This window comes from Xanthomarina maritima, from assembly GCF_008084905.1.
Classification (GTDB): domain Bacteria; phylum Bacteroidota; class Bacteroidia; order Flavobacteriales; family Flavobacteriaceae; genus Xanthomarina; species Xanthomarina maritima.
Map to the genome: position 1 here is coordinate 88,836 of NZ_VSFC01000019.1, position 23,875 is coordinate 112,710.

General features: G+C 29.4%; 32 protein-coding genes and 1 other RNA gene. 13 read left to right on the forward strand and 20 right to left on the reverse strand.

Annotated elements, in window-relative coordinates:
• Positions 1 to 18: 18 nt before the first annotated feature.
• From FVF61_RS03500 to FVF61_RS03520, 5 genes are all read right to left on the reverse strand, one after another.
• On the reverse strand, positions 19 to 639 hold the full coding sequence (locus tag FVF61_RS03500; protein ID WP_148453389.1) for a phosphoribosylanthranilate isomerase: 621 nt from the start codon (positions 637 to 639) through the stop codon (positions 19 to 21).
• Positions 636 to 1,421, reverse strand: a complete 786-nt coding sequence (trpC, locus tag FVF61_RS03505; protein WP_148453392.1) for an indole-3-glycerol phosphate synthase TrpC — start codon at positions 1,419 to 1,421, stop codon at positions 636 to 638. The genes FVF61_RS03500 and trpC overlap by 4 nt, the downstream gene beginning before the upstream one ends.
• The gene (gene trpD / locus FVF61_RS03510; RefSeq protein ID WP_148453394.1) at positions 1,421 to 2,416 is read right to left on the reverse strand and encodes an anthranilate phosphoribosyltransferase; all 996 of its coding nucleotides are present in this window, start codon (positions 2,414 to 2,416) and stop codon (positions 1,421 to 1,423) included. The genes trpC and trpD overlap by 1 nt, the downstream gene beginning before the upstream one ends.
• Before the next feature lie 123 nt (positions 2,417 to 2,539).
• Positions 2,540 to 3,106, reverse strand: coding sequence for an anthranilate synthase component II (locus FVF61_RS03515; protein WP_148453396.1), 567 nt, complete (start codon positions 3,104 to 3,106; stop codon positions 2,540 to 2,542).
• A 2-nt stretch (positions 3,107 to 3,108) separates the two neighbouring features.
• Complete coding sequence (locus tag FVF61_RS03520; protein WP_148453399.1) at positions 3,109 to 4,512, reverse strand: anthranilate synthase component I family protein; 1,404 nt, start codon at positions 4,510 to 4,512, stop codon at positions 3,109 to 3,111.
• Positions 4,513 to 4,994: 482 nt separating this feature from the next.
• Here FVF61_RS03520 and FVF61_RS03525 point away from each other — a divergent pair, with 482 nt between their 5' ends.
• From FVF61_RS03525 to FVF61_RS03540, 4 genes are all read left to right on the forward strand, one after another.
• Positions 4,995 to 5,450, forward strand: coding sequence for a TlpA disulfide reductase family protein (locus tag FVF61_RS03525; protein WP_233586672.1), 456 nt, complete (start codon positions 4,995 to 4,997; stop codon positions 5,448 to 5,450).
• Between the two features lie 5 nt (positions 5,451 to 5,455).
• On the forward strand, positions 5,456 to 6,064 hold the full coding sequence (locus tag FVF61_RS03530; RefSeq protein ID WP_148453405.1) for a thioredoxin family protein: 609 nt from the start codon (positions 5,456 to 5,458) through the stop codon (positions 6,062 to 6,064).
• Between the two features lie 72 nt (positions 6,065 to 6,136).
• Positions 6,137 to 6,451, forward strand: coding sequence for a rhodanese-like domain-containing protein (locus tag FVF61_RS03535; protein WP_148453408.1), 315 nt, complete (start codon positions 6,137 to 6,139; stop codon positions 6,449 to 6,451).
• A gap of 11 nt (positions 6,452 to 6,462) precedes the next feature.
• Positions 6,463 to 6,861, forward strand: coding sequence for a rhodanese-like domain-containing protein (locus FVF61_RS03540; protein ID WP_148453411.1), 399 nt, complete (start codon positions 6,463 to 6,465; stop codon positions 6,859 to 6,861).
• A gap of 5 nt (positions 6,862 to 6,866) precedes the next feature.
• Here FVF61_RS03540 and FVF61_RS03545 read toward each other — a convergent pair whose 3' ends face one another.
• The gene (locus FVF61_RS03545; RefSeq protein WP_148453414.1) at positions 6,867 to 7,733 is read right to left on the reverse strand and encodes a helix-turn-helix domain-containing protein; all 867 of its coding nucleotides are present in this window, start codon (positions 7,731 to 7,733) and stop codon (positions 6,867 to 6,869) included.
• 99 nt (positions 7,734 to 7,832) lie between these two features.
• Here FVF61_RS03545 and FVF61_RS03550 point away from each other — a divergent pair, with 99 nt between their 5' ends.
• The 4 genes from FVF61_RS03550 to FVF61_RS03565 all read left to right on the forward strand — a co-directional run bounded on the left by FVF61_RS03550 (position 7,833) and on the right by FVF61_RS03565 (position 9,284).
• Positions 7,833 to 8,039 (forward strand): hypothetical protein, encoded by a 207-nt coding sequence (locus FVF61_RS03550; protein WP_148453418.1) that lies wholly within the window; start codon positions 7,833 to 7,835, stop codon positions 8,037 to 8,039.
• Between the two features lie 19 nt (positions 8,040 to 8,058).
• Positions 8,059 to 8,298: a hypothetical protein gene (locus FVF61_RS03555; protein WP_148453421.1), complete on the forward strand. Its 240-nt coding sequence runs from the start codon at positions 8,059 to 8,061 to the stop codon at positions 8,296 to 8,298.
• A 7-nt stretch (positions 8,299 to 8,305) separates the two neighbouring features.
• Complete coding sequence (locus tag FVF61_RS03560) at positions 8,306 to 8,833, forward strand: hypothetical protein (RefSeq protein WP_148453424.1); 528 nt, start codon at positions 8,306 to 8,308, stop codon at positions 8,831 to 8,833.
• Positions 8,834 to 9,017: 184 nt separating this feature from the next.
• Positions 9,018 to 9,284 carry a hypothetical protein gene (locus FVF61_RS03565; protein WP_148453427.1) on the forward strand — a complete coding sequence of 89 codons (267 nt, stop codon included), beginning with the start codon at positions 9,018 to 9,020 and terminating at the stop codon, positions 9,282 to 9,284.
• Positions 9,285 to 9,339: 55 nt separating this feature from the next.
• On the opposite strand, the gene ssrA is transcribed toward FVF61_RS03565, so the two are convergent.
• Positions 9,340 to 9,734: a transfer-messenger RNA gene (gene ssrA, locus FVF61_RS03570) on the reverse strand.
• 157 nt (positions 9,735 to 9,891) lie between these two features.
• Here ssrA and FVF61_RS03575 point away from each other — a divergent pair.
• Together FVF61_RS03575 and FVF61_RS03580 are read left to right on the forward strand one after the other, a co-directional pair.
• Positions 9,892 to 11,094, forward strand: coding sequence for an NAD(P)-dependent oxidoreductase (locus FVF61_RS03575; protein ID WP_148453537.1), 1,203 nt, complete (start codon positions 9,892 to 9,894; stop codon positions 11,092 to 11,094).
• A 16-nt stretch (positions 11,095 to 11,110) separates the two neighbouring features.
• On the forward strand, positions 11,111 to 11,893 hold the full coding sequence (locus FVF61_RS03580; protein WP_148453430.1) for an SDR family NAD(P)-dependent oxidoreductase: 783 nt from the start codon (positions 11,111 to 11,113) through the stop codon (positions 11,891 to 11,893).
• A 2-nt stretch (positions 11,894 to 11,895) separates the two neighbouring features.
• On the opposite strand, the gene FVF61_RS03585 is transcribed toward FVF61_RS03580, so the two are convergent.
• From FVF61_RS03585 to FVF61_RS03635, 11 genes are all read right to left on the reverse strand, one after another.
• Complete coding sequence (locus tag FVF61_RS03585; protein WP_148453434.1) at positions 11,896 to 12,669, reverse strand: DUF6090 family protein; 774 nt, start codon at positions 12,667 to 12,669, stop codon at positions 11,896 to 11,898.
• Positions 12,666 to 13,403: a DUF6090 family protein gene (locus FVF61_RS14250; RefSeq protein WP_199757266.1), complete on the reverse strand. Its 738-nt coding sequence runs from the start codon at positions 13,401 to 13,403 to the stop codon at positions 12,666 to 12,668. Before FVF61_RS14250 ends, FVF61_RS03585 begins: the two co-directional genes overlap by 4 nt.
• Before the next feature lie 45 nt (positions 13,404 to 13,448).
• Positions 13,449 to 14,180, reverse strand: coding sequence for a DUF6090 family protein (locus FVF61_RS03595; RefSeq protein ID WP_148453437.1), 732 nt, complete (start codon positions 14,178 to 14,180; stop codon positions 13,449 to 13,451).
• The gene (locus FVF61_RS03600; RefSeq protein WP_148453439.1) at positions 14,177 to 14,920 is read right to left on the reverse strand and encodes a DUF6090 family protein; all 744 of its coding nucleotides are present in this window, start codon (positions 14,918 to 14,920) and stop codon (positions 14,177 to 14,179) included. The genes FVF61_RS03595 and FVF61_RS03600 overlap by 4 nt, the downstream gene beginning before the upstream one ends.
• A gap of 5 nt (positions 14,921 to 14,925) precedes the next feature.
• On the reverse strand, positions 14,926 to 15,627 hold the full coding sequence (locus FVF61_RS03605; protein ID WP_199757267.1) for a hypothetical protein: 702 nt from the start codon (positions 15,625 to 15,627) through the stop codon (positions 14,926 to 14,928).
• A 31-nt stretch (positions 15,628 to 15,658) separates the two neighbouring features.
• Complete coding sequence (locus FVF61_RS03610; protein ID WP_148453444.1) at positions 15,659 to 16,435, reverse strand: DUF6090 family protein; 777 nt, start codon at positions 16,433 to 16,435, stop codon at positions 15,659 to 15,661.
• 134 nt (positions 16,436 to 16,569) lie between these two features.
• Positions 16,570 to 16,944, reverse strand: coding sequence for a ribosomal maturation YjgA family protein (locus tag FVF61_RS03615; protein ID WP_148453447.1), 375 nt, complete (start codon positions 16,942 to 16,944; stop codon positions 16,570 to 16,572).
• Between the two features lie 76 nt (positions 16,945 to 17,020).
• The gene (gene creD / locus FVF61_RS03620) at positions 17,021 to 18,397 is read right to left on the reverse strand and encodes a cell envelope integrity protein CreD (protein WP_148453450.1); all 1,377 of its coding nucleotides are present in this window, start codon (positions 18,395 to 18,397) and stop codon (positions 17,021 to 17,023) included.
• A 54-nt stretch (positions 18,398 to 18,451) separates the two neighbouring features.
• Positions 18,452 to 18,745, reverse strand: a complete 294-nt coding sequence (locus FVF61_RS03625; RefSeq protein ID WP_148453453.1) for a winged helix-turn-helix domain-containing protein — start codon at positions 18,743 to 18,745, stop codon at positions 18,452 to 18,454.
• A gap of 36 nt (positions 18,746 to 18,781) precedes the next feature.
• Positions 18,782 to 19,072: a hypothetical protein gene (locus tag FVF61_RS03630; RefSeq protein WP_148453456.1), complete on the reverse strand. Its 291-nt coding sequence runs from the start codon at positions 19,070 to 19,072 to the stop codon at positions 18,782 to 18,784.
• Positions 19,073 to 19,091: 19 nt separating this feature from the next.
• Positions 19,092 to 19,700 carry a hypothetical protein gene (locus FVF61_RS03635; protein WP_148453459.1) on the reverse strand — a complete coding sequence of 203 codons (609 nt, stop codon included), beginning with the start codon at positions 19,698 to 19,700 and terminating at the stop codon, positions 19,092 to 19,094.
• 92 nt (positions 19,701 to 19,792) lie between these two features.
• Between FVF61_RS03635 and FVF61_RS03640 the strand changes: the two genes are divergently transcribed.
• Entirely contained in the window at positions 19,793 to 20,155 is a 363-nt protein-coding gene (locus FVF61_RS03640) for a DUF1801 domain-containing protein (RefSeq protein WP_148453462.1), read from the forward strand.
• 5 nt (positions 20,156 to 20,160) lie between these two features.
• On the opposite strand, the gene kdsA is transcribed toward FVF61_RS03640, so the two are convergent.
• Both kdsA and FVF61_RS03650 read right to left on the reverse strand, forming a co-directional pair.
• A complete protein-coding gene (gene kdsA / locus FVF61_RS03645) occupies positions 20,161 to 20,979 on the reverse strand; it encodes a 3-deoxy-8-phosphooctulonate synthase (RefSeq protein WP_148453464.1) in 819 nt (272 codons plus the stop codon).
• Between the two features lie 34 nt (positions 20,980 to 21,013).
• Positions 21,014 to 21,373, reverse strand: a complete 360-nt coding sequence (locus FVF61_RS03650) for a hypothetical protein (protein ID WP_148453467.1) — start codon at positions 21,371 to 21,373, stop codon at positions 21,014 to 21,016.
• 343 nt (positions 21,374 to 21,716) lie between these two features.
• On the opposite strand from FVF61_RS03650, the gene typA reads away from it, so the two are divergent.
• The gene (gene typA, locus FVF61_RS03655; protein ID WP_148453470.1) at positions 21,717 to 23,516 is read left to right on the forward strand and encodes a translational GTPase TypA; all 1,800 of its coding nucleotides are present in this window, start codon (positions 21,717 to 21,719) and stop codon (positions 23,514 to 23,516) included.
• Positions 23,517 to 23,603: 87 nt separating this feature from the next.
• Positions 23,604 to 23,837: a uroporphyrinogen decarboxylase gene (locus FVF61_RS03660; RefSeq protein WP_148453473.1), complete on the forward strand. Its 234-nt coding sequence runs from the start codon at positions 23,604 to 23,606 to the stop codon at positions 23,835 to 23,837.
• The last annotated feature ends 38 nt before the right edge of the window (positions 23,838 to 23,875 follow it).

Consider the following 23,875-nt stretch of genomic DNA (forward strand, 5'->3'; position numbering starts at 1 on the left):
AGAGATGCTTCGACAAGCTCAGCATGACAGGTTATTTTTAAACTCTTTTAACAATTCTATATTTTTTAATCCAGCTTCTAATTCAAATTTGCTGTTTACATCAATAGCGTAACAATATTTTGAAGCATCACTCTTAAAAAATGATTTTAAATTTTCTGTTTCTTCGATTCCAATTCCTCCACTTAAAAAATAAGGTTTGGTTGAAGGATATTTTTTTAGAACATCCCAATTAAATGTATAACCATTACCTCCTGAAAGTTTTCCTTTGGTGTCGAATAAAAAGAAATCACAAACTTCTTCATATGGGTTTAAAACAGAAAAGTCAAACACATCTTTTATTGAAAATACTTTAATAATTTTAACTTCTGACAATTTTAATATTCTACATAATTCAGGAGATTCATGACCATGTAATTGAATAACTGACAACTTGTGTTTTTCTATTTGTCGTGAAATAAACTCCACTTTTTCATCTACAAAAACACCAATTTTTTCTATGGTATCTGAAATTTCAGGTATTGTTTCTTCAAAATATCTTGCAGATGGTTCATGAAAAATAAAACCAAGAAAATCTGGTTGCAGTTGTGCAACTTCAGAGATATTATCTTGGTATTTCATCCCACAGATTTTTAATTTCATTTTTCTAAAGCTTTAATAAATTCTTCTGCATTTTTTCCTGCATCATCAGTTTTCATAAAATTTTCTCCAATTAAAAAGCCTTTGTAACCATAAGGTTGTAATTCTTTTATGGCTTCAATAGAGCTAATACCACTTTCAGAGACTTTTACAAAATGGTTTGGAATTAGTTCACTTAATGTTTTACTGTTTTCCAGACTCACATCAAATGTTTTTAAGTTTCTATTATTAATACCCAACATATCTAAACTTGGCATGATGGATTTATGTAATTCTTCTTCATTATGAACTTCTAAAAGCACTTCTAAATTAAAACTCTTAGCTAATTGAGAGAATCTCTTGATTTCATCCCTAGTTAGAATGGCTGCAATTAATAAGATTACATCGGCTCCATAAGCTTTAGCTTCCATTATTTGATATTCATCAATAATAAATTCTTTTCGAAGTAATGGTAAGTTACAACTTGCACGAGCTGTTAATAAATCGTCCAGAGAACCTCCAAAATATTTAGCATCTGTAAGAACAGATATGCCACAAACTCCAGCTTTTTGATATCCTTTGGCAACATCAAACACATTTAAGTTTTGATTGATAACCAATTTAGATGGTGAACGACGTTTATGTTCTGCTATAATTCCAGTCGTACTATTTTTAAGTTTGTTTGATAATGAATAAGTTTCTCTGTTAAATAATACAGATTGTTCTAATTGAGTTATTGGAATAAGTTGTTTTCGAAGGTTAACTTCAATGCGTTTATCGGCTACTATTTGATCTAGAATATTCATTAGTTACTGCTTAGTTTTACTAGTGTTTTAAAACTGTTTAGAGCTTTACCTCTTAATAGTGATTCTTTTGCGAGTTCAAAACTATTTTCGATAGGTATATCTGTAACTGTAGTAATTGCCATAGCTGCATTGGCACAAACCACATTGTTTTGGGCTTCAGTACCTTGTCCTTTTAAAATATGTGTAAATATTTTGGCAGATGTAGCAACAGAATTACCTCCATGTATGTTGTCTTGGTTTAAAGTTTCAACACCAAAATCTTCAGGACTAATCATATATTCTGAAGTGTTTCTAATAATTTTTGTTGGTCCAGTTAGCGAAATTTCATCATAACCATCAAGCGCATGAAGAATGGTGTAATTTTTATCTGTTTTTTGATATAAGTAACCATACATGCGTAATAATTCTAAATTAAACACACCAACCATTTGATGTTTAGGAAACGAAGGGTTTACCATTGGACCTAACATATTAAAAAATGTTTTAACACCTAATTCTCTACGTATTGGAGCTACATTTTTCATGGCTGGATGAAATAAAGGAGCATGTAATACACAGATGCCTGCTTTATCTAAACTTCGCTTTAAAAAATCTGTATCCGAAGTGAATTTAATTCCTAAATGTTCCAAAACATTAGATGAGCCACAAGTAGAAGATACTCCGTAATTTCCATGTTTTGCAACCTTTACTCCAGCTCCAGCAGTAACAAAAGATGCAAGCGTAGAAATATTAAATGTGTCTTTTCCATCACCTCCTGTTCCACATAAATCTATGGCATTATAATCCTTTAAATCAATAGGAATGCATAGTTCTAATAGTGCATCTCTAAATCCGAAAAGTTCTTCTATGGTTATGCTTCGCATCATAAAAACAGTTAGAAAAGACGCTATTTGGTTTTGGTTGTAATCACCATTAGAGATATTTACAAGAACCTGTTTAGCTTCTTCACTTGAAATGTTTTCTTGATTTATTAATCTATTTAGTATGTTTTTCATATTTATTTCTCACGAAAGTGGGAATCTTATTAATTTAACTCTATAATTTGTCGGGTTTTTGTCATTCAGAATAGTGTGAAGAATCTTGCAAAAAGATGCTTCGACAAGCTCAGCATGACAAGTTTAATTTTCAACCCAATTCTTTAGTATTTGTTTTCCATTTGGTGTTAACACAGATTCTGGATGAAACTGAACACCTCTTACATCAAATACTCTATGGCGTAAAGACATAATTTGTCCGTTATCATCAAATGATGTAGGTTCTAATGCATCTGGTAAATTGGTGTCTACAACCCAAGAATGGTAACGTCCAACTTCAAAAGTCTTATCTAATCCTTTAAATAAGTTTTCATCATCTACACAAGTAGTGACTTTTGTAGCTACACCATGAAAAACAGTATCTAAATTAATTATAGTGCCACCGAAAACTTCACCAATGGCTTGTTGCCCTAAGCAAACACCTAAAATGCTTTTTGTTGGTGCATACTTTGCTATTATTGGTTTAAGCAAACCAGCCTCATCAGGTATTCCTGGTCCTGGTGATAATACTATTTTATCAAATACTTCAACATCATCTATATGCAATTGATCGTTTCTTTTAACTGTAACTTTACAACCTAAATCTTCTAGGTAATGAACCAGATTGTAAGTAAAACTGTCGTAATTATCAATAACTAATACGTTTTTCATAATTATATATTTTCTGCTAATTCTAAAGCTTTTGTTAATGCACCAAGTTTATTGTAAACTTCTTGTAACTCATGTTCTGGATTTGATTTAGATACTATTCCAGCTCCAGCTTGCCAGTGTAATTGATGGTTCTTGCTTAAAAAAGTTCTTATCATAATAGCATGATTGAAGTTGCCTTCAAAATCCATAAAACCTATAGCACCACCATAAAAATCACGACTCGTTTTTTCATATTTCTCAATTAATTGCATGGCTTTATGTTTTGGTGCTCCACTTAATGTTCCTGCAGGAAAAGTATCTGCGACTACTTGCATGGTAGTTGTTTCTTTATGTTTGTTGCCTGTTACTTTACTAACTAAATGAATGACATGAGAAAAGAATTGTACCTCTCTGTATTTTTCTACAACTACATGGCTTCCATGTCTGCTTAAATCGTTTCTTGCTAAATCTACTAGCATTACATGTTCTGCGTTTTCCTTGTCGTCTATGGCTAATTGTTTAGCAAGTTCAGCATCTTTTTCATCATTTCCAGTACGTTTAAAAGTTCCTGCAATTGGGTGAATTTCAGCCTTTCCTTTGTTTATAACTAATTGTGCTTCTGGTGAGCTTCCAAAAATTTTAAAGTCGCCATAATCGAAATAGAATAGGTAAGGAGATGGGTTGATACTGCGTAAGGCTCTATACACATTAAACTCATCGCCTTTAAATTGTTGAGAGAATTTTTTAGAAAGAACTAGTTGAAATACATCACCACGAGCACAATGTTTTTTAGCTAAATCTACTTGAGTTTTATATTCCTCATCAGAAAGATTTGAAGTTGTTTTTCCTTTCGTTGAATAATTAAAAGCTGAATAGTTTTTTGATTTAATAAGCTGAAGAATGTCATCTATATTATTTTCAGCATCAAAGCAATGTGCAAAAATATAAGCTTCATTTTTAAAGTGATTAATTGCAATGATGTTTTGATAAACAGCATAATAAATATCTGGGATGTTTAAATGATCTTCTTTTTTAGAAATCTCAATGTCTTCAAAATAACGTACAGCATCGTAAGCTATATAACCAAAAACACCATTATTTATAAATTTAAAACTGTCATCTGATTGTACTTTAAAACGTTTTGTGAACTTATGAATCACATCTGTAACACTTGTATTTTTCTTTATTTTGTTTTTAAATATGGTACCATCTGGAAAAGTTTGAGTTATCACTTCATTTTTAACTTTTATTGAAGCAATTGGGTTACAGCAGATATAAGAAAAACTATTGTCATTTGCATGATAATCACTACTTTCAAGTAAAATGCTATTTGGAAATTTATCGCGTACTTTTAGATAAATACTTACTGGTGTGATAGTATCGGCTAGAATTTTTTTATGGTGAGTGTATAAACTGAATATTTTCATAAATTAATTAATAAAAAAAGGCTTGTCGTGAATGACAAGCCTTGATATTTTAGTTTTAAATATACTATAGCGATTGTTCACGAATTAGAGTTTCGAGAATTCCACCACCAAGTATGATTTAAAATTGAGTTCATTTTTTTTATTTTTCAAATATATAATGATTTGTTTATTAAGCAAAATAATTATTAAAAAAAACTACCATATTTAATGGTAGTTTTTAAGATTACTAAAAGTAAAATAAAATTAGTTAGCTATTAATCGAATCTTTTTTAGTAACCTAAATATTGTATAACAAAAAAAGACTTGTATGTAAAAGTATTTAAAATATATAAAATATGACCTATATATGTAATTATTTGTTAAAGATTATATAAAAATAATTAGTATTAATTAAATTTATTGACATGAAATATAGGTTTTGTATTTGCTTAAGCTTGATTTTGCTTTTTAATTGTAATCAAACAGTTAAAAATGATAGGAGTTTGACATTAATTGAAAAGAATGATACTCAAGAAAAAATAGAATTAAATATTGTTGATTTTAATTCATTTGAACCTTATCTTAAGAGACAAGATAATCAAGTTTATATCATTAACTTTTGGGCAACTTGGTGTGCACCATGTGTTAAAGAATTACCAGCTTTTGAAAAAATAAATAGCGAGTTTAGTAATAAGAATATTAAAGTAATTTTAGTGAGTTTAGATTTTCCGAAACAATACGAGAGCAAATTAATACCCTTTATAAAAGAAAATAAATTACAATCTGAAATTATTGTTTTAAATGATACTGACTCTAATACATGGATTCCTAAAGTTAGTGAAGAATGGTCTGGAGCTATTCCTTCAACATTAATTTATTCTAATACTGAAAGGAAGTTTTATGAAAAATCATTTAATTACAACGAATTAAAAATAGAAGTTCAACAATTTTTAAAATAAATATTATGAAATTATTAAAAGTAGGAATTGTGCTGTTAGCTATTTTAGCTTTTTCAGCATTTACAAGTTTAGATAATTCTGGTTATAAAGTAGGAGATATAGCTTCAGATTTTAATTTAGAGAATGTAAATGGAGAGATGGTGTCTTTAACAAATTATTCAGAAGCAAAGGGCTTTATTGTTATTTTTACATGTAATACCTGTCCTTACGCTATAGCTTATGAAGATAGAATTATTGCATTAAATAACAAGTATGAGTCTAAAGGATTTCCTGTAATAGCCATTATGCCTAATAGTACAACTGCAAGTCCAGGAGATAATATGGAGGCCATGAAAGCAAGAGCCAAAGCAAAAGGGTTTAATTTTCCATACCTAATAGATAAAGATCAAAAAGTATATCCTGAATATGGAGCTTCAAGAACTCCACATGTATATGTATTACAGAAAACTAAAAAAGGAAATCAAGTAAAGTATATTGGAGCTATAGATGATAATTATCAACATCCAGAATCAGTAAATCAAAAATATGTTGAAAATGCTGTAGATGCTCTGTTGGAAGGAAAACCTATTAAAGAAGAACATACTAGAGCTATTGGTTGTACTATAAAAGTTTAATAACTAAAATAACCGTAGTTAAGGCTTCGGTTTTTTTATTAATTTTGCAAGAATAATTATAATAAGAAATTAATGGCAGATTTAACTCAAGAGCAATGGCAAGAACAATTATCTAACGATGGGCATGCTTGTATATTAGATGTAAGAACTGAAGACGAGTTAGAAGAAGGGTTTATACCAAATTCGAAACATATTGATATATATCTAGGTCAAGAATTTATTAATCAAGTAGAAGCTTTAGATAAAAGTAAGAATTATTATGTGTATTGTCGTTCAGGAGGAAGAAGTGCACAGGCTTGTGCTATAATGAATCAGCTAGGGTATTCTAATACATACAATTTATTAGGTGGTTTTAGCGAATGGCAAGGTGAGGTGTCTAACAATTAAGATAAAAAATTATGAAACGTATTTTATCAGTATTAGGTTTACTTTTTTTAATAATGATTATGAATTGTAAAAATTCTGAAAACACTAATATGCAATTAGTAACTCCAGAGGAAATGGAATCTATAATAGAAATGGAAGGTGTTCAATTAATTGATGTTAGAACTCCTGAAGAATTTGCTGAAGGTTTTATTAAAGGAGCTCAAAATATTGATTTTTATTCTGATACTTTTGACCAAGATATTCTAAAACTTGATAAAACAAAACCTGTAGTTTTATATTGTAAATCTGGTGGAAGAAGTGCTAATTGTGCAGAAAAACTTATAGAAGCTGGATTTGTTAAAGTATACGATTTAGATGGAGGTATTACCCAATGGCAACATAGTGGGTTTAAATTAATTTCATTAGAATAAAATATTTATTTTTCTAAAAAATACTTAAAATTTCCTTCATATAATCTTGGAGGAGCTATACTTTTAATTTCTTTCTGTAGCTCTTTGTCTTCCCAAATAATATTTAATCCAAGAGCCTTGTTTATATCATAAGTATCATTTCTTGAAGTATATGCAGCATACGTATATTTTCTTTTAAATTTTTTCAAAAACTCGAGAATACTTGCAGCTATATATAAAAAATTTTCATTACAATCACTATTAATATCGTACGCATAAAACACAGGACTTTTGGATTTTTTATAATCTATTAAATCCTCTATTGTTATATCTTCTTCTTTAATTTGTCTTTTTTTTATTTTATTATAAAACCTTTTAGTTAATGGAAAAAACACACAATGACCTGAATAGTATCCAGATGTGTCGAAAATAATTAAATTTAATTCAGATAATATTTCAGAAGCTTTTATAATTAATTCTTTAGAAATAGGCTTAGGAATATGTGGTTGTAATTGAGTACATCTTAAGATGTCATTTAAATCAGAATCATATTTTATTGTTCGAATTCTATTCGTTTTACTATGAATGTTTTTAATCCAATTTGGATCAGGTAAATCTTTTGAAAGCGAACTTAATGAATACTTCCTAATGTTAAAATCATAGAAAACAGGAATGGATACAGGAGCGTTTAAATTTCTAATAACTTGATAAGGAATAAAAGTTATATCTACCATTTCCTCTTCCTTATCAGGCTTTAATAATGTTTCGTTTTTTTCCCATCTAATAATTGTTCTAATATCTACATCAAATTTTGCAGCTAATTCTGCTTGAGACATAATAGTATATTTTCTAAAATCAATTAATAATGCACCTATAGAAGTGTATTTTTTCATGTTGAGGAAAAAGGTTGGTTGATAGTAAAAGTAGCATTTTTTATTTACATGACATTTAACGTCATACGAAGCTTTAATTCCAGAATCTACTTTTGCCAGGTGAAAAAAAAAGGTCAAGTAGAACTAAGTTGTCAATCTAAATTAAATCAAAAGCAAGTAGCTAATGAATTGTTAGATAAAACAGTAGAAGACTGTAACAAGCACTTAGCATCTAAAGTTGCCGTTTTAGAATGTATGTTAGAATTGGACAATTTATTGATTAAAAATTCTCTTTGTAAGAAAAAGCACTTATACAATAACCCTTAAAATTATAGGCTTTTATATCATGATTCGAGCTAAAATTCTATTTATCGAACAAGCAATTGTTAGTAATTCTGCTGAAAATACAGAATTATTAGATGCTATTAAAAATGTTAGAAACTTACTAGATCAAATAGATTTTAATTCAGAAATAGTACCCTTAGAAAGTGCAAAAAGTTTATGCAAATTATTAGAGTCATTAAAAAATGAACCTCTCTCAAGTCAAGAAATGTTATTGGCTAAAAAATTGGTTAAATTCAAATAAGATTATTATGAATAAAAGAAGTTTGGTTTTTGTAAATTTTGTGCTATTTATAATAGTTTGTTTGCTTGTAGTTAACTGTAAATCTAATTGGAAGACACATCATACTAGTGGATATGTAAATGAAGTAGATACTCTTTATGAAGAAAGATCAAATAAAATCTTATCTATAGATAGAACTTTCTACAGAAAATTACCAACAGTTCATAATGGGGTAATAGAGTTTAAACAAACAAAAGGTGAAACTTATGTTATTGTTGTTATAAACGATGTTAAAGCTGAAGGTTTTGCTATGTTTGTTATAGAAGATTTTAAAGAATTCATAAAAAATGCAAATCATATTATGAGTAATATGGATCTAGATATAACTGTTAATGTAGATGATTTGAAATCTACATCTATGAGAAAAAGTATATCTTTTAAAAAGGGTGTCTTTTTAAGTAAAGAGGCTAATAATACAAAATCCACTATTTTCGATTTATCAGAAGAGACTATAAATCAAATACAAGAAGCCTATTTTAAGTACTTGAATGAGTAAATTTTAATTAGAATTTAAGAATTCTAGGCGTTTAACTAATTTATTGTCTCTTAATCTAAACTTTTATACATATTTATTTCAATTTACTTAAATTTAAGTAATTGCGTATTTAAGGAATCTTACCCCAAATCTTAAATTCATTAGGCGTGAGATGTATTTTTTATTAACTAAAAATATAATTATTATGATGAACGGATTTATTATTATTTCAATTTTAGCAGCCATGTTTTTATTTTTTTATTGGTACTCTTATTCTACAGTTGCTGCAGAAGATAAAAAGCGTGAAGCCATTTGGAAAAAGAGACATGAACTTGAAGAGGCTTTTAATAAAAAAATGAGAGAAAGAGCTGAATTAAGACGTCAAAAATTTGAAAAATTTATGCGTCGTAGTAAAGAAATTCAACAAGAGCTTATAAGATTAAACAAGATGAAACAAATACAACAGCATTAATCTGCCATTTGTTTATATAAAAAACTCCTAAAACAAGCATGTTCTAGGAGTTTTTTTGTGGAGTCGCCGAGATTCGAACTCGGGTCCAAACAAGCCACCAAAGAGCTTTCTACACGTTTATTCTTTTCTTGGGTTTTCGACTGTAAGCTGGTTAAAGACAACCTACTTACAACTTATCTTCTTTAGTTTCAAAAATAAATCGAAGCGCTTTACTTTCTATATTAACTTTTACGATGCCTCTATTCGAACGCCGTTAATAAAGGCTTTCAGGAGACATTTAGCTTGTACACCTTGTGTACCTAGGCAAATCCTACTATAATTCGGATTATGCAGCTAAAGCGTAGTTATTCTCGCCGTTTAAATGTTTGACCTAGCCTTTTACGTGTTTCAAAGTCATTACACGACGTGCTTACCATTTAATTGATCTCGCTGTCAAAACCAGTCGACCCCAAATAAATAATATCCTTTTTTTAAAAGGAAAGCGAAGTTACTAAAAAATAGTTGTGCAACTTCATAAATCCATGTATTTTCGTGCAAAATCTATACCAAATGTAAATGTGTCATAAAACACTATTTACTATAACTAATAATGAGTTTTTAAATGAGTATCAAATTCGCCATCATAAAAGAACGTAAAAATCCACCAGATAGACGTGTGGTTTTTTCGCCTGAAAAATTAGCAGAAGCCAGAGCACAATTTCCTGAGGCTACTTTTAAAGTAGAATCTAGTGATATTCGAGTGTTTCCAGATTCAGCATATAAAGCCTTAGGATTTGAAGTTACCAATGATGTAAGCAATTGCGATGTGATGATAGGTGTAAAAGAAGTGCCTATTGAGGATTTAATTCCAAACAAAAAATACTTTTATTTTTCGCATACTATTAAAAAACAGCCTTATAATAGAAAACTGCTTCAAGCTATGCTTGGAAAAAATATTGAAATGTTTGACCACGAAACAATAGTTAAGAAAAGTGGAGCAAGACTTATTGGTTTTGGACGTTATGCTGGTTTGGTTGGTGCTTATAATGGGTTTCGAGCATTAGGTTTAAGAGATGGATTGTTCAATTTACCAAAAGTTGAAACTTTGGCAGATTTAGATGAAGTAAAGGCTGAATTAAATAAAATAACAATACCGAATATTAAAATATTACTTACTGGAACCGGAAAAGTAGCTCTAGGTGCGAAAGAAATTTTAGATCATTTAAAAATTAAACAAGTAAGTGATGCTTTATACTTAACGTCTAAGTTTACAGAGCCAGTCTATGTTATGGCAGATGTCATGGAATATGCTAAACGTAAAGATGGTAAAGTAGGAGAGAAGTGGGAGTTTTATAAAGATCCAACAGGCTATGAAAGTAATTTTATGCCTTATGCTAAAGAAACAGATTACTTTATTGCTGGCCATTTTTACGGAAATAATGCTCCCTTTCTTTTTACGAGAGAAGATGCTAAGCGTTCAGATTTTAAAATAAATTTAATTGCAGATATTAGTTGCGATGTCGATGGACCTGTTGCTTCAACCTTAAGGGCTTCGACCATAGCAGATCCATTTTATGGATATGATGCGAAAACTGAAAGTGAAGTTGCATTTAATGCTAAAGGAGCTATAACAGTTATGGCTGTTGATAATTTACCTTGCGAATTACCAAAAGATGCTAGCGAAGGTTTTGGAGAGATGTTTTTAGAAAATGTTATTCCAGCATTTTTTAATAAAGATGAAAGAGGTATTTTAAAACGTGCTAAGATTACTGAAAACGGAAAATTAACCGAAAGATTCTCTTACCTACAAGACTATGTAGAAGGTAGATAAATATTAAAACTATAAAATGAATAAAACAGCTTTAGTAACAGGAAGCGCTTCTGGATTAGGATTTGAGTTGGCACTTTTGTTGGCTAAAGATGGACATAATTTAGTGTTGATTGATATTGATGTTGAAAAACTTAAGGAAGCTAAGCAAACTATTGAATCTAATTTTTCGGTAAAAGTTCAAGTTTTTGCTAAGGATTTAAGCAAGATTAATATTTCTGAAGAGATTATAGCAGACTTACATGGAACTCCAATAGATGTGTTAGTTAATAATGCAGGTTTTGGATTATTTGGTTCTTTCTGGGAAACAGATTGGAAACGCGAAGAACAGATGCTTAATTTACATGTTCTAACTACAACACATTTAACTAAATTGGTTTTAAAAGACATGGTTAAAAGAGGTTCTGGTAAAATTTTAAATTTATCCTCTCTAGCAGCTTTTCAACCTGGTCCACTTATGTCTTTATATTATGCTACAAAAGGTTATATTCTGTCTTTTTCTGAAGCTATTGCCTGTGAATTAAAAGGAACAGGAGTAACGGTAACTGCTTTATGTCCTGGACCTACAAAGACATCGTTTCAAAAAGTGGTAGCAAACGATTCATCTGAAAATAAGATAACCTTTAATATGGCTTCTGCAAAAGAAGTTGCAGCTTATGGTTATAAAGCTATGATGAAAGGAAAAGTATATGCCATTCCGGGTAAGTTTAATAAGCTGTTGGCAACATTGCCTCGTTTTATGCCAAGAAATTTAGCAGCGAATATTGTTAGAAAAATTCAAGAGAAGAATAGAGAAGAGTAATTTTATTTTAATTCTTTAATGTTGGCTTCTATTAATTCTATTGTTTCTTCTAAAAACTGCATGATAGTATTCTCATTTATTGTAACATAAGATTGGTTCATGTAGTAATCGAATAACATACTATCTACCTCTAAACTAGATAAAAATGTTACATAATTGTCCTTTGGAATTTCTATGGGTTCAATAGTGATATTGCGTTTATAATCAGACCTATTCATAGAAGCATCAATATTTCGTAACGGAATATGTTTGTATAATATTTGAGGCATATTGTTTACCCAATATTCTCTTCTAATAATAATATCTTCTCTATAGTCATCCAGTTCTCCTGTCCATTGGTTTAGAGCATACTTTAATTTTTCGTCTTGAATTAGCTCTAAATTTCCTGAAGATATTATGTCATTCATAACTCCTAATCTAGCATCGAAGGTGGCATAATTGTACATTTTTCCCAATAAGCTATCAATGGTTTGTGTTCTAAAATTTTTGGTAGGGTCAAAATTCAAAAGCGCAACAATTGCATTTAAGCAACCTTCATTAAGACTGTGATCAAATTTGAGTTCTTCAATATTCTGCCTGAATTCTTCTCTCAAGCTCAATAGTATTTGTTGTTCCTTGTCCAGATCTTTTTGCTTTTCATTCCAGTTATTAATTTGAAGCGCTATTAGAATACCAATAACCACAAGGATTATTTCGCCAATGGCGTATTTAAAGTATTTGGATGTTTTGTTTTCCATTAGTAAAGATTTTCTAATATGTCTGAAGAATTTTATCATTTTGCAAGATTTTGATTGATCTGTGTTAATATGAGTTCGATAAAATTATGTAATTCAATATCGTTCATGATTACAAAATCTTGATCTAATAAATACTTATAAAGATGGCCTTCAAATTCGCGACTTTCTAAGGCTTCAATATTATATCCGAAATTTGAATCCTCCATTTTTTTAGCTTCATACTTATCTGACCAACTAGCAAACGACATGTATTTATTACCGTTTTTTATTGGTGCATGTTTTGAATAAAAAGGCTGTAATTGAAAATTCATTTGATCTCTTCTTATAATGATATCTTCTACCATATTATCTATTTTACCAGGCCATTGTGTCAGGTTTTTTCTTAATGAGTCATCTTTAATAATTCTTAATTTTCCTGAATTAATTACCTCATTTAAAACTCCTGATGTAGTATTAAAGGAACCGTAAGAAAAAACAACCATAAAAAGACTGTCTAGTTTATTTGTGTTTTCTTCCATGTTTTTTTGTTGAATCAAATCAAGTAATCCTGCAACTGCTTTTTGGTTCTCTTGATTTATTAACATGTTGTTTTTTAAGTTTTCTAAGTTTATTTTAAATTCAGAATTTAAGTCTTTTAAAAGAGATTGTTCTTCATTATTTAATTTACGTTGTTCATTCCAATTGTTAATTTGTAAAGCAATGAGAATACCAATAACCACAAGAATTATTTCGCCAATAGCGTATTTAAAATATCTGCCTGTTTTGTTTTCCATAAGGAGGTTTTGACGGATTTTGCGAAAGAATTTTATCATAAAATTTTAGTTGCTTTTTGGTTTAGTGAGTTCAATAATATTATCAAGAACTTCTTGTACTTGTTGTAATTCGCCACTACTGTTTAAAATTTGGTTCAGAAAATCGTATCTGCTTTTTACTAAATATTCAAATTCTAAGGTTTGTAATACTTCAAAATTATTTCGCTCATCTTTAAAGTTAAGGTTAAAATCAAAATGTTTAGAAAAATAGGGATCATATTGATCCCAAATATGATCTCTAGAACGCAGTTCTTCTTCTTGATAATCTATAACCAAATCGTTCCAAGATATCAATAAATCGCGTAAGGTTTCATTTTTTATAATATCAAAAGAAGAGGTGCTAGCAAGGGCATTGATGCTGGTTTGAGAGGGATTAAACGTATGTCCTCCATAAGATTCCCATAAATAAACAGATAATGAATCTAAAACTGCTGGTTCTGGTTTTGAAAGTATTGGGAAAAGATTTATAATTTTGCTACAATTACTATGAACTTTTTTATGCAAACCAACGACTGAGTCTAACTGTTTCTTGTTCTGTTTAAACTCCTTATGAATGTTTGCTAATATGGCAGTTTCTTTGTTAGATTTTAAACGATTTTCATTCCAGTTATTTATTTGTAATGCAATAAGAATACCAATAACTACAAGCACAATTTCGCCTATAGCATATTTAAAGTATTTGGATGTTTTGTTTTCCATGATGAGGTTTTGACGGATTTTTCGAAAGAATTTAATCATAATAACTTATTTACAAGTTCTATTAACTCATTCGTTAGTGTTTTTAATTCAGTTAATAGTTTTATATGTCCAACAGCTAAAATCTGTCGGAAAGTGGTCATATTTACAAGTAATAATTCGTTTTCTTCGTTTTTGAGAATTCGTTTTGAAATTTCTATCAATCGGTTCGAGTTGGGTAGGCTACCATCATTATAATAGATTAAACCCATTATATTAGTAATAAAAAGTTGGTCTGTAAGTTGTGAATTATTATTTTGAATAATCTTTTCAATGCGTTCTAAATTTTGATAATACACAATTAATTTGTCTTTGAAGATTTGATCTTGTATTAAATCAATATTACCAGAAGATGTTAAATCTGTATATGTTGGGTCAGTACTTACAAATGTTTTTCTTTGTGTTAATAACGATAAATTATTCATTAGAGAAGAATCTATAACAAGCTCGTCGTTTTCGAAATAGGTATCTAAAAATGGTTTTGCATTTTCAATATAAATAGTTTCATAGCTTAAATGAATGTCAATAGAATCAAGCTGATGTTGTAAATCACGTTTTATATTAGTTAAATAGGTATGCTCTTTTTTCTGCTCTATTCGTTCTTTGTTCCAAGTATTAATTTGTAAGGCAATAAGAATTCCAATAACCACAAGCACAATTTCGCCAATAGCATATTTAAAATACTTGGTAGTTCTGTTTTCCATAATGAGGTTTTGACGGATTTTTCGAAAGAATTTAATCATATTGACTAAGGTTTGGACGCATCAATTATGTCATCAATTAGTATTTCGGTTTCTTGAATTCGTTCGCGTAAATTTTGCATTAACCAAAGATAATTGTCATAATAGTTCTCAAATTCCACAGTTTGAAAAAGCACATAATAATCTGGTTTTACTTTAGATTTACCAGCCCAAACATAATCACTTTGCATATCCATTTCTTTAAATGAAATTTTATCTAATAAAAATGGAAGTATCTGTTCATTTGCCCAACTATCTAATTTATGGTTGCGATTTTTTCTAATTTCTGACAGCGAATTCCATTTGTAAAGTAATTCTGAAATAGTATCGTCTTTAAAGAGATTTAAATTTGCATTTTGTACAATGCTTTTTACTGTATTATCTGCAAAAGCAATTTCACTGGCTCCCAATGATACATATAGTAAACTGTCTATATTATGATTTGATAGGGTTTCTTGAGATGCTCCAACCAATTTCATAAGTGCGATGCTTGCCATCATTTCTTTATCTGAGCTAATTTTATAGTCATTTACTATTTTTTTATTCTCAATAAAATCAGAATGTAATTTTAAAAGAATGTCTTCTTTCTCCTTTTGCACAAGTCGATTTTGATTCCAGTTATTCACTTGTAGTGCAATGAGAATCCCAATAACCACAAGAATGATTTCGCCAATAGCGTATTTAAAATATTTTCCTGTTTTATTTTCCATAAGGAGGTTTTGACGAATTTGACGAAAGAATTTAATCATTTTGTATAGACTTTAGTTCCACATCAATTATTGCTGATATATCAGTAATTCTATTCATTAAATCCTTTTGAATGGAATAACGTAAATCTTCTAATTGCGTTTTATTATACAAATGACCAAAAAAGGCCTCTTGTTTAAACAAGAATTTTATGGCTTCAGCTTCTTTATCAGCATCTGAATTTTGACGCAATCCAATACGATTCCTTAACTGTGAAACAGATAATGTCAGTAATATAGGTTCGGCAATTATTTGTAACCTATGTAGGAGAAACATACTTGTTTCTTGATCTTCAAAACCTGCATTTAGTATGGAGAAATATTCTGCTAACAATCTATTAAGATGGCCATTTTTAATTAAATCAGAATCTCCAGTATTTATTAAAGCGTCATAAGCACCAGTAACTAATTCGGCTCTGTACCAGGAAAAAGCACCATATTCAACAAACATTTTTATAGAATCGTTAATTGGCATGGGTATTTTGTCTTCAAATATTGAAATTAAAGAAATGCTTCTTGACAACGCATTTTTCTGCATCATTAAGGTATGTTGTAGTCGTTTTTCGGATTCTTTAAAATCGGATTTTAAGGATTGTAAAATAACAATCTCTTGATTTGACCTTTTGCGTTCTTCATTCCAATTATTTATTTGTAAAGCAATGAGAATTCCAATAACCACAAGAATAATCTCGCCAATGGCATATTTAAAGTATTTGGATGTTTTATTCTGTAAAAGAAGATTTTGTCTAATGCGACGAAAGAATTTCAGCATAAATAATGGTTGGTTTATTATTTAGGTTGTTAATAGTGATTTAGGGCTGATACTTCTTAGAGATGAGTAATTTACTAATTAAATTTAAATTTGAAGTATTATAAATTGTAAATATGGAGTCTGTTCCTTTTTAGTTAGAATCGTTTCAGATTGTATTCTATAGCTAGAATAAAAATAATTCCTAAAGTATAGGCTATTAAATCTGAAACTTGAAATGTGCTACCTAAAACAAGTTTGGCTAATGTATGGTTTTGAAGATTTAGGGTTTTAAGAATGTTGAAGAATTGAAGAAACTCAATAAAGAAAGCAAATATTAATACACAAATGCCTAATCGAGTTGGTTTTATTGAGAGAAAACTTTTAATAAAAGCATAAATAAGTATCACAACCAGAAAATCTCCAAAAGTATGTCTTATAAAGCCTGTTTTTATATATGTTGTAATGAAAATTTCAGCAATGAAAATTACTATAAAAATAAGGTAGTAAGTTTTATTAAATTTTAATTTCATTTAACTTTATTAGATTTTAAATAAAACCTCATCCTTTTATGTAATAACTCCAAAGAATGAGGTTTAAGGTTTGTAATTAATTATTGTTCCAGTCAATTTTTCTAGATACAAACATAACTATGGCTAATATTAAGAAGAGTCCAATACTACCAACTAAAAGGGCGTAATTTTCTAATTGAATTATAACATATATAAAGGTATATAAAGCCGTCAATGATAGTCCAATAAACACTGGGAATTTTAAAGTTTTTAAAATGGATTTAGCATATAAGGTAATTAATGTTATAACAGATATTCCTGATACTAAATAGGCTTTTAAAAAATTACTATGTTCTGAAATGGAAACTAATAAAGTATAGAACATAGTTAGTGCTAATCCAATCATTAAATATTGAAATGGATGAATATTAATGTTACTCATAGTTTGAATTAGAAAAAAGACTAAAAATGTAAGACCAATAACAAGAAAACCATATTTTGCTGAGCGTTCACTTTTTTGATATTCATCTACCATGACCATAAATTTTGTCCCAAAAGCAAATTCATTTAAGTTAGGAATTTTATTTATATATTGTTGAGAAAATGCTCTGTTTATATGTAATATTTTCCAATCTGCATGAAAACCATCTTTTGTTATTTCTTTGGTTTCGTTGTTAGGTAAAAAGTTGCCTATAAAACTTGGGTCAGCCCAATTTGAAGTCATTGTCATAGTAGTAGCTTTACCAATAGGAATTATTTGAATGCTTTTACTTCCATTAAAAATAATATCAAAATTGAAATTTGCTTTATCAGATTTTGTGAAGTCTAAATCTTCTAAATGACTTGATTCTAATTCCTCTAAATAACCTAGACCATCATTAGAGTTTTTGTTAAATGTAGTTTCAAAGGGATAACTAGAGTTTTTAACTTGGATAGTCATTTCATTTTTAATACCTTTTAAATTAGACGTTTTTATTAAAATTTTTAGTCTATCCCAAACAATATCTTCATCTTTAATACCTTTTAATTCTAAGTTAGGTTTTTTAAAATATCCTAAAAAATTCATAGAAGTAGTAAATACAGCAGACTCGAAATTACCTCTTTTTAAGGTTTTTGAATTGGCTTCCACTTCAGAATCCAAATTTTCAGGAAAAATATATGCGTAATTAATATGTGTTTTAGTTTCTGTAAAGTAGGTTTTAGTAGATTCGTTAAACGTTTTAGTTTCGGTATACGTTTTATATGGGAGTTTTAATATTGGTCCATAAACTAATACATGATTTCCCCATTTATCATTTATTTCATTTACAACATCTTGTTGCCTAATAGATCGTTCGGTAATTAAACTGTTTATATATTGGAGTGGAATAAGTAATATAATTACCAAAAAGCCTACCATAAGCATTCTTGCAGTTATTGATGTTCTAATCCATTGTCCAAATCTGTTTTGTTGTGGTTTTTGTATTTGTTCCATAATTATTATTCTAAAGTACTTTGAAAAACAAAGTGTATTGACAAAAAAATATATTTATTGATTATTAATTAATTTTTCGAGAGCATCAATATGTTTGTTAAACTCAATTCTTCCTAATTTGGTTGTAGTATACCGAGTATTTGGTTTTCGTCCTATAAATTGTTTTTCTACAGTAATGTATTCTGCCTTTTCAAGAGCTTTTGTGTGGCTTGCTAAATTACCATCTGTAGCTCCAAGAAGTTCTTTTAGTGTATTAAAATCGGCATACTCATTTACCATTAAAATAGACATAATGCCTAATCTAATTCGATGGTCAAATACTTTATTAATGTTGTTTATGATGCTCATAATAGTTTCTAGAAAAACAGAAATTTTATTAAGACTCTAACTTCCTGCTATTGGTGTTCCAAAAATGCCAACTGCTAGTTCTATCCAGGTTATTAGAAGTAAAATTATAATAGTTATGGTTAATAGAACCCTATTTTTCTTAGTTTTTACTTTCCTTAAAACTAACTCCATTACTAATCCAGTTCCAAATAACAATATCCCAGCTATTATAAAGTCAAAAATAGACCAATTAACTTCAGCTGAAAAATGCATAGCAATTAACGGTATTAAGAGAATGAATGATGAAAAAATCAATATGCTTGCCAATCTTTTGTCTTGTGTTTTCATGTGTTTAAAATTTATTATGTTAATTATTATCATATTTAAAGTGCATCCAAGTACCATAAATTATGTGCATAATTCCAAAACCTAAAACCCAAAGCCAGAAGCCATAACCAGGAAACAAAGCACATATTAAGCCTAATATAATTTCAATAATACCTAAATAACGAATATTACCAATACTATATTTTGACGCATTTATTAAAGCTAGCCCATAAAATATAAGCATTAAGGCTCCTGTTTGTCCATATTTTTGTTGGTTTAAAATGATTAAAATATAGAATCCTCCAGCTAAAAGAGGAATTAAAAAATTAATAACTAACCGTTTTGAGGTATTGTCCCAAATTTTCTCTCCGTGTTTTTTAGCTTTTCTGGTTGTTAATATTACAGCTGTAATAATACTTAAAACAGCAATTAAGATAAGATCTAATAAAACTAATCTAAAAATTTTACTGTCAAGAATAAGTGTTCCATTACTATAACTTATAACCAACCAATAAGCAACAGCAGCTCCAATAATAGCATAGAATCCTGCTAGAATTCCAGATAAACCACTTAAAGAAATAAAACGAGACGATTTATTCATGAGTTGCTTTATCTCACCTAAATCTTTTAAATAATCTTTTGATTCCATATTAAAGTACTTTGAAAAGCAAAGTAAATAAATTATTTTGATTTTAGCATCATATTATTTTGTTAAATTTGAAAATATAAATTTATAGCCTTTTGAAACCAGCCGAAGCATACATACTTAAACAATTGGAACCTTTCCGATCCATAATGATGTATTTGCAACTGGTTATAGAAAAAACGTTGCCTGAATTTGAATTAAAATATAAATGGAAATTGCCTTGTTATTATATAGGAAAAAGACCTATTTGTTACATCAACCAAAGTAAAGATTATGTGGATGTTGGCTTTTGGCATTCTGCTCATCTTTCAAAAAAGTTTGATACCTATTTAGTAAGTGAAAATAGAAAAATAGTTAAATCGCTTCGCTATAAAACTTTAGAAGATATACAAGATGATGTCTTGGTTTCCATTCTTAAAGAAGTGAAATTGCATAAAGATAAATCGTTTTGGAAATAGGTAGGTTACAAAGAATTTACCACTTTTCTAATGGCAACTAAATTCGTCAGTAATTTTTCTAAATTATCTAAGTGTAGCATATTAGCTCCATCGCTTTTAGCATTTGCAGGATCGAAGTGAGTTTCAATAAATAAACCATCTACATTATTAACTACTCCAGCTCTTGCTATGGTTTCAATCATATCTGGTCTGCCTCCTGTTACTCCAATACTCTGGTTAGGTTGCTGTAAAGAATGTGTCACATCTAAAATAGTTGGTGCATATTGACGCATGGTTGGAATTCCTCTAAAGTCGACTATCATATCTTGATAGCCAAACATGGTACCTCTATCTGTAATCCATGCCTTGTTATTGCCAGCATCTTTTACTTTTTGAACCGCATGTTTCATAGCTTCAGGACTCATAAATTGGCCTTTTTTAAGATTCACAACTTTGCCTGTTTGTGCAGCAGCAACCACTAAATCTGTTTGTCTAACTAAAAAAGCTGGAATTTGTAACACATCTACGTATTGAGCAGCCATTTCAGCATCAGATATTTCGTGGATATCTGTTACTGTTGGTACATCAAACGCATTCGAAACCTTTTCTAAAATTTTAAGTGCTTTTTCATCTCCAATTCCTGTAAAACTATCAATTCTGCTTCTATTAGCCTTTTTAAAGCTTCCTTTAAAGATGTAAGGAATTTCTAGTTTATCTGTAATAGCAATCACTTTTTCAGCTATACGCATAGCCATTTCTTCACCTTCAATAGCACAAGGTCCAGCTAATAGAAAAAAGTTGTTAGAATTGGTGTGTTTTATTTTTGGGATCTCGTTAAGATTCATTTGCTTAAAAATTTAAGCCACAAAGATAATCAATTTAAAACGCTTTTTTCATACTATTTCTAATCATCCAAAGAGACATGGTAAAGTTTGTAAATACAAATAAACCACCTAAAACAATAAAGCTTTTTATTGTATTTGAAATAGATACAATATTAAAAATATCAGATAGGTATGCTAGAATAAGGTATGAAGAAACACAAACAAATGTAATTCCTAAAGAAAAATTTAATTTTTTATTTGGTTTAATTAATTGCCATAAAAATGGTATTCCAAATAATAAAATTGGGTAAGCAGTTAAACCTTCGCTTTTATTTACACTTGTAAATAAGTAAGCAATTACTGCAATAAAATAAAGGTAGGGTACAAATTTTGAATATTTACTAATCAGTTTCATCTTTTAAAAATTTAGGGTTAATACCTGTTTTTATTAAGATGTAAATTGCCTATGTGGTTAATTACTGGTTAGTATGGCTATTTACTATTAATCTTTTATTTAAACGAAAGATAATAACTGATATTATGATATTTTATAATAATAACAAATTATTAACTATTGGAGATTAGTTGCATACGCCAATATATAATTATAAGACACTAATATATAAGTGTTTAAATATTAGGCTAACAACAATTAGTAAAGTTTATATTTATTAATCTATATAGAAATAATTATTTATTTAAAATCTTTTTGCAAAGGAATTTAACGTACCTTTGCACGCTTAAAATAAGGCACTATTATGGCTAATATTAAAAACATTGCAATTATTGCACATGTCGATCATGGTAAAACTACTTTGGTCGATAAAATCATGTACCATTGTCAACTATTTAGAGAAAACCAAAATACTGGTGATTTAATTCTAGATAACAACGATTTAGAACGTGAAAGAGGAATTACAATTACGTCTAAAAACGTATCTGTAGTTTATAAAGACACAAAAATTAATATTATTGACACTCCAGGTCACGCCGATTTTGGTGGAGAAGTAGAACGTGTACTTAATATGGCTGATGGTGTGTTGCTATTAGTTGATGCTTTTGAAGGTCCCATGCCTCAAACGCGTTTTGTATTACAAAAAGCAATTGATTTAGGTTTAAAACCTTGTGTGGTTATCAATAAAGTGGATAAAGAAAACTGTACTCCTGATGAAGTACATGAAAAAGTTTTCGATCTTATGTTTGAATTAGGTGCTGAAGAATGGCAACTAGATTTTCCAACAGTTTATGGTTCTGCTAAGAACAACTGGATGAGTGACGATTGGAAAAACGAAACTGAAAATATTGAACCATTATTAGATATGGTTATCGAACATATTCCTGCTCCAAAAATTCCAGAAGGAAATACGCAAATGTTAATTACGTCTTTAGACTTCTCATCTTTTACAGGCCGTATAGCTATTGGACGTTTAACTCGTGGTCAATTAAAAATTGGACAAAACATTTCTTTAGTAAAAAGAGATGGTAAAATTGTAAAGAATAAAATTAAAGAACTACATGTTTTTGAAGGATTAGGTCGTTTAAAAGTAGATGAGGTTCAAACAGGAGATATTTGTGCTATTGTTGGACTTGAAGGATTTGAAATTGGCGATACTGTAGCCGATTTCGAAACTCCTGAAGGATTAAAAACAATTGCTATTGATGAGCCAACAATGAGTATGTTGTTTACCATTAACGATTCGCCTTTCTTTGGAAAAGATGGAAAGTTTGTAACATCAAGGCATATCAAAGACCGTTTAACTAAAGAATTAGAAAAAAACTTAGCATTAAGAGTTGAAGAGACTGATAGTGCAGATAAGTTTATTGTTTTTGGACGTGGTGTTTTACACCTATCGGTTTTAATTGAAACCATGCGTCGTGAAGGTTACGAGCTTCAAATAGGTCAACCACAAGTAATCATTAAAGAAATTGATGGTGTAAAATGTGAGCCAGTGGAAGAAATGACAATTGATTTACCTGAAACGGTTTCTGGTAAAGCCATCGAAATGGTAACAATGCGTAAAGGTGAAATGTTAAGCATGGAAGCTAAAGGAGATAGAATGGTGTGTCAATTTATGGTGCCTTCTAGAGGGATTATAGGTTTACGTAACCAGTTATTAACAGCTACTGCAGGTGAGGCTATTATGGCTCATAGGTTTAAAGAATACCAACCTTTAAAAGGTGGTATCCCAGAGCGTCAAAATGGTTCTTTGGTATCTATGGAAAAAGGGCAAGCAATTCCTTATTCTATTGATAAATTACAAGATAGAGGTAAGTTTTTTGTTGATCCAGGTGAAGATATTTACGAAGGTCAAGTCATTGGTGAAAACTCTCGTGGAGACGATATGGCTGTTAACGTAACTAAAACTAAAAAATTAAGTAACGTTCGTAGTTCTGGAGCAGATGATAAAGCGAAGATTGTTCCTGCTATTAAATTCTCTTTAGAAGAAGCTTTAGAATATATTCAAAAAGATGAATATGTTGAAGTAACACCAAATCACTTACGTTTACGTAAAATTTACTTGACAGAAGTAGAGCGTAAGAGAAATAAGAGTATCTAATTATTATACATAAATTAGTAATATATAAAAGAGGAATCCTATTTTTGGTTCCTCTTTTTTTTAGCTTAAAAAAACTTTTAATATAGTATGGACTTTTTAGGAATAGAATTTACAGAATGGGTTGGTTATGCAGCAATGGCAACAGTACTTATTTCTTTTTTAATGAAAGATGTAAGAAAGTTACGGCTTGTTAATTCGTTTGGATGTTTACTTTTTGTTGCTTATGGATTTATGTTAGATCCTTTGTCTTGGCCAATTATTTTAACAAATACGGCCATTTTCTGTATTAACATGTATTATACACTATTGAAAAAAGCTTAAGTTTACTATATTTGATAAACATTTTATTTTAAGCTAAG

Coding starts and splice junctions, on each gene's coding strand:
- FVF61_RS03660 (WP_148453473.1), top strand. CDS start 23,604: ATGGACTTTTTAGGAATAGAATTTACAGAATGGGTTGGTTATGCAGCA.
- FVF61_RS03580 (WP_148453430.1), top strand. CDS start 11,111: ATGAATAAAACAGCTTTAGTAACAGGAAGCGCTTCTGGATTAGGATTT.
- FVF61_RS03585 (WP_148453434.1), bottom strand. CDS start 12,669: ATGATAAAATTCTTCAGACATATTAGAAAATCTTTACTAATGGAAAAC.
- FVF61_RS03595 (WP_148453437.1), bottom strand. CDS start 14,180: ATGATTAAATTCTTTCGAAAAATCCGTCAAAACCTCATCATGGAAAAC.
- FVF61_RS03605 (WP_199757267.1), bottom strand. CDS start 15,627: ATGGAAAATAAAACAGGAAAATATTTTAAATACGCTATTGGCGAAATC.
- FVF61_RS03500 (WP_148453389.1), bottom strand. CDS start 639: ATGAAATTAAAAATCTGTGGGATGAAATACCAAGATAATATCTCTGAA.
- kdsA (WP_148453464.1), bottom strand. CDS start 20,979: ATGAATCTTAACGAGATCCCAAAAATAAAACACACCAATTCTAACAAC.
- FVF61_RS03630 (WP_148453456.1), bottom strand. CDS start 19,072: ATGAAAACACAAGACAAAAGATTGGCAAGCATATTGATTTTTTCATCA.
- FVF61_RS03610 (WP_148453444.1), bottom strand. CDS start 16,435: ATGCTGAAATTCTTTCGTCGCATTAGACAAAATCTTCTTTTACAGAAT.
- FVF61_RS03600 (WP_148453439.1), bottom strand. CDS start 14,920: ATGATTAAATTCTTTCGAAAAATCCGTCAAAACCTCATTATGGAAAAC.
- FVF61_RS03560 (WP_148453424.1), top strand. CDS start 8,306: ATGAATAAAAGAAGTTTGGTTTTTGTAAATTTTGTGCTATTTATAATA.
- FVF61_RS03625 (WP_148453453.1), bottom strand. CDS start 18,745: ATGAGCATCATAAACAACATTAATAAAGTATTTGACCATCGAATTAGA.
- trpC (WP_148453392.1), bottom strand. CDS start 1,421: ATGAATATTCTAGATCAAATAGTAGCCGATAAACGCATTGAAGTTAAC.
- FVF61_RS03650 (WP_148453467.1), bottom strand. CDS start 21,373: ATGAAACTGATTAGTAAATATTCAAAATTTGTACCCTACCTTTATTTT.
- FVF61_RS03615 (WP_148453447.1), bottom strand. CDS start 16,944: ATGAAATTAAAATTTAATAAAACTTACTACCTTATTTTTATAGTAATT.
- FVF61_RS03530 (WP_148453405.1), top strand. CDS start 5,456: ATGAAATTATTAAAAGTAGGAATTGTGCTGTTAGCTATTTTAGCTTTT.
- FVF61_RS03555 (WP_148453421.1), top strand. CDS start 8,059: ATGATTCGAGCTAAAATTCTATTTATCGAACAAGCAATTGTTAGTAAT.
- FVF61_RS03540 (WP_148453411.1), top strand. CDS start 6,463: ATGAAACGTATTTTATCAGTATTAGGTTTACTTTTTTTAATAATGATT.
- FVF61_RS03520 (WP_148453399.1), bottom strand. CDS start 4,512: ATGAAAATATTCAGTTTATACACTCACCATAAAAAAATTCTAGCCGAT.
- FVF61_RS03635 (WP_148453459.1), bottom strand. CDS start 19,700: ATGGAATCAAAAGATTATTTAAAAGATTTAGGTGAGATAAAGCAACTC.
- FVF61_RS03545 (WP_148453414.1), bottom strand. CDS start 7,733: ATGAAAAAATACACTTCTATAGGTGCATTATTAATTGATTTTAGAAAA.
- FVF61_RS03535 (WP_148453408.1), top strand. CDS start 6,137: ATGGCAGATTTAACTCAAGAGCAATGGCAAGAACAATTATCTAACGAT.
- FVF61_RS03565 (WP_148453427.1), top strand. CDS start 9,018: ATGATGAACGGATTTATTATTATTTCAATTTTAGCAGCCATGTTTTTA.
- FVF61_RS14250 (WP_199757266.1), bottom strand. CDS start 13,403: ATGGAAAACAAAACAGGCAGATATTTTAAATACGCTATTGGCGAAATA.
- typA (WP_148453470.1), top strand. CDS start 21,717: ATGGCTAATATTAAAAACATTGCAATTATTGCACATGTCGATCATGGT.
- creD (WP_148453450.1), bottom strand. CDS start 18,397: ATGGAACAAATACAAAAACCACAACAAAACAGATTTGGACAATGGATT.
- trpD (WP_148453394.1), bottom strand. CDS start 2,416: ATGAAAAACATACTAAATAGATTAATAAATCAAGAAAACATTTCAAGT.
- FVF61_RS03515 (WP_148453396.1), bottom strand. CDS start 3,106: ATGAAAAACGTATTAGTTATTGATAATTACGACAGTTTTACTTACAAT.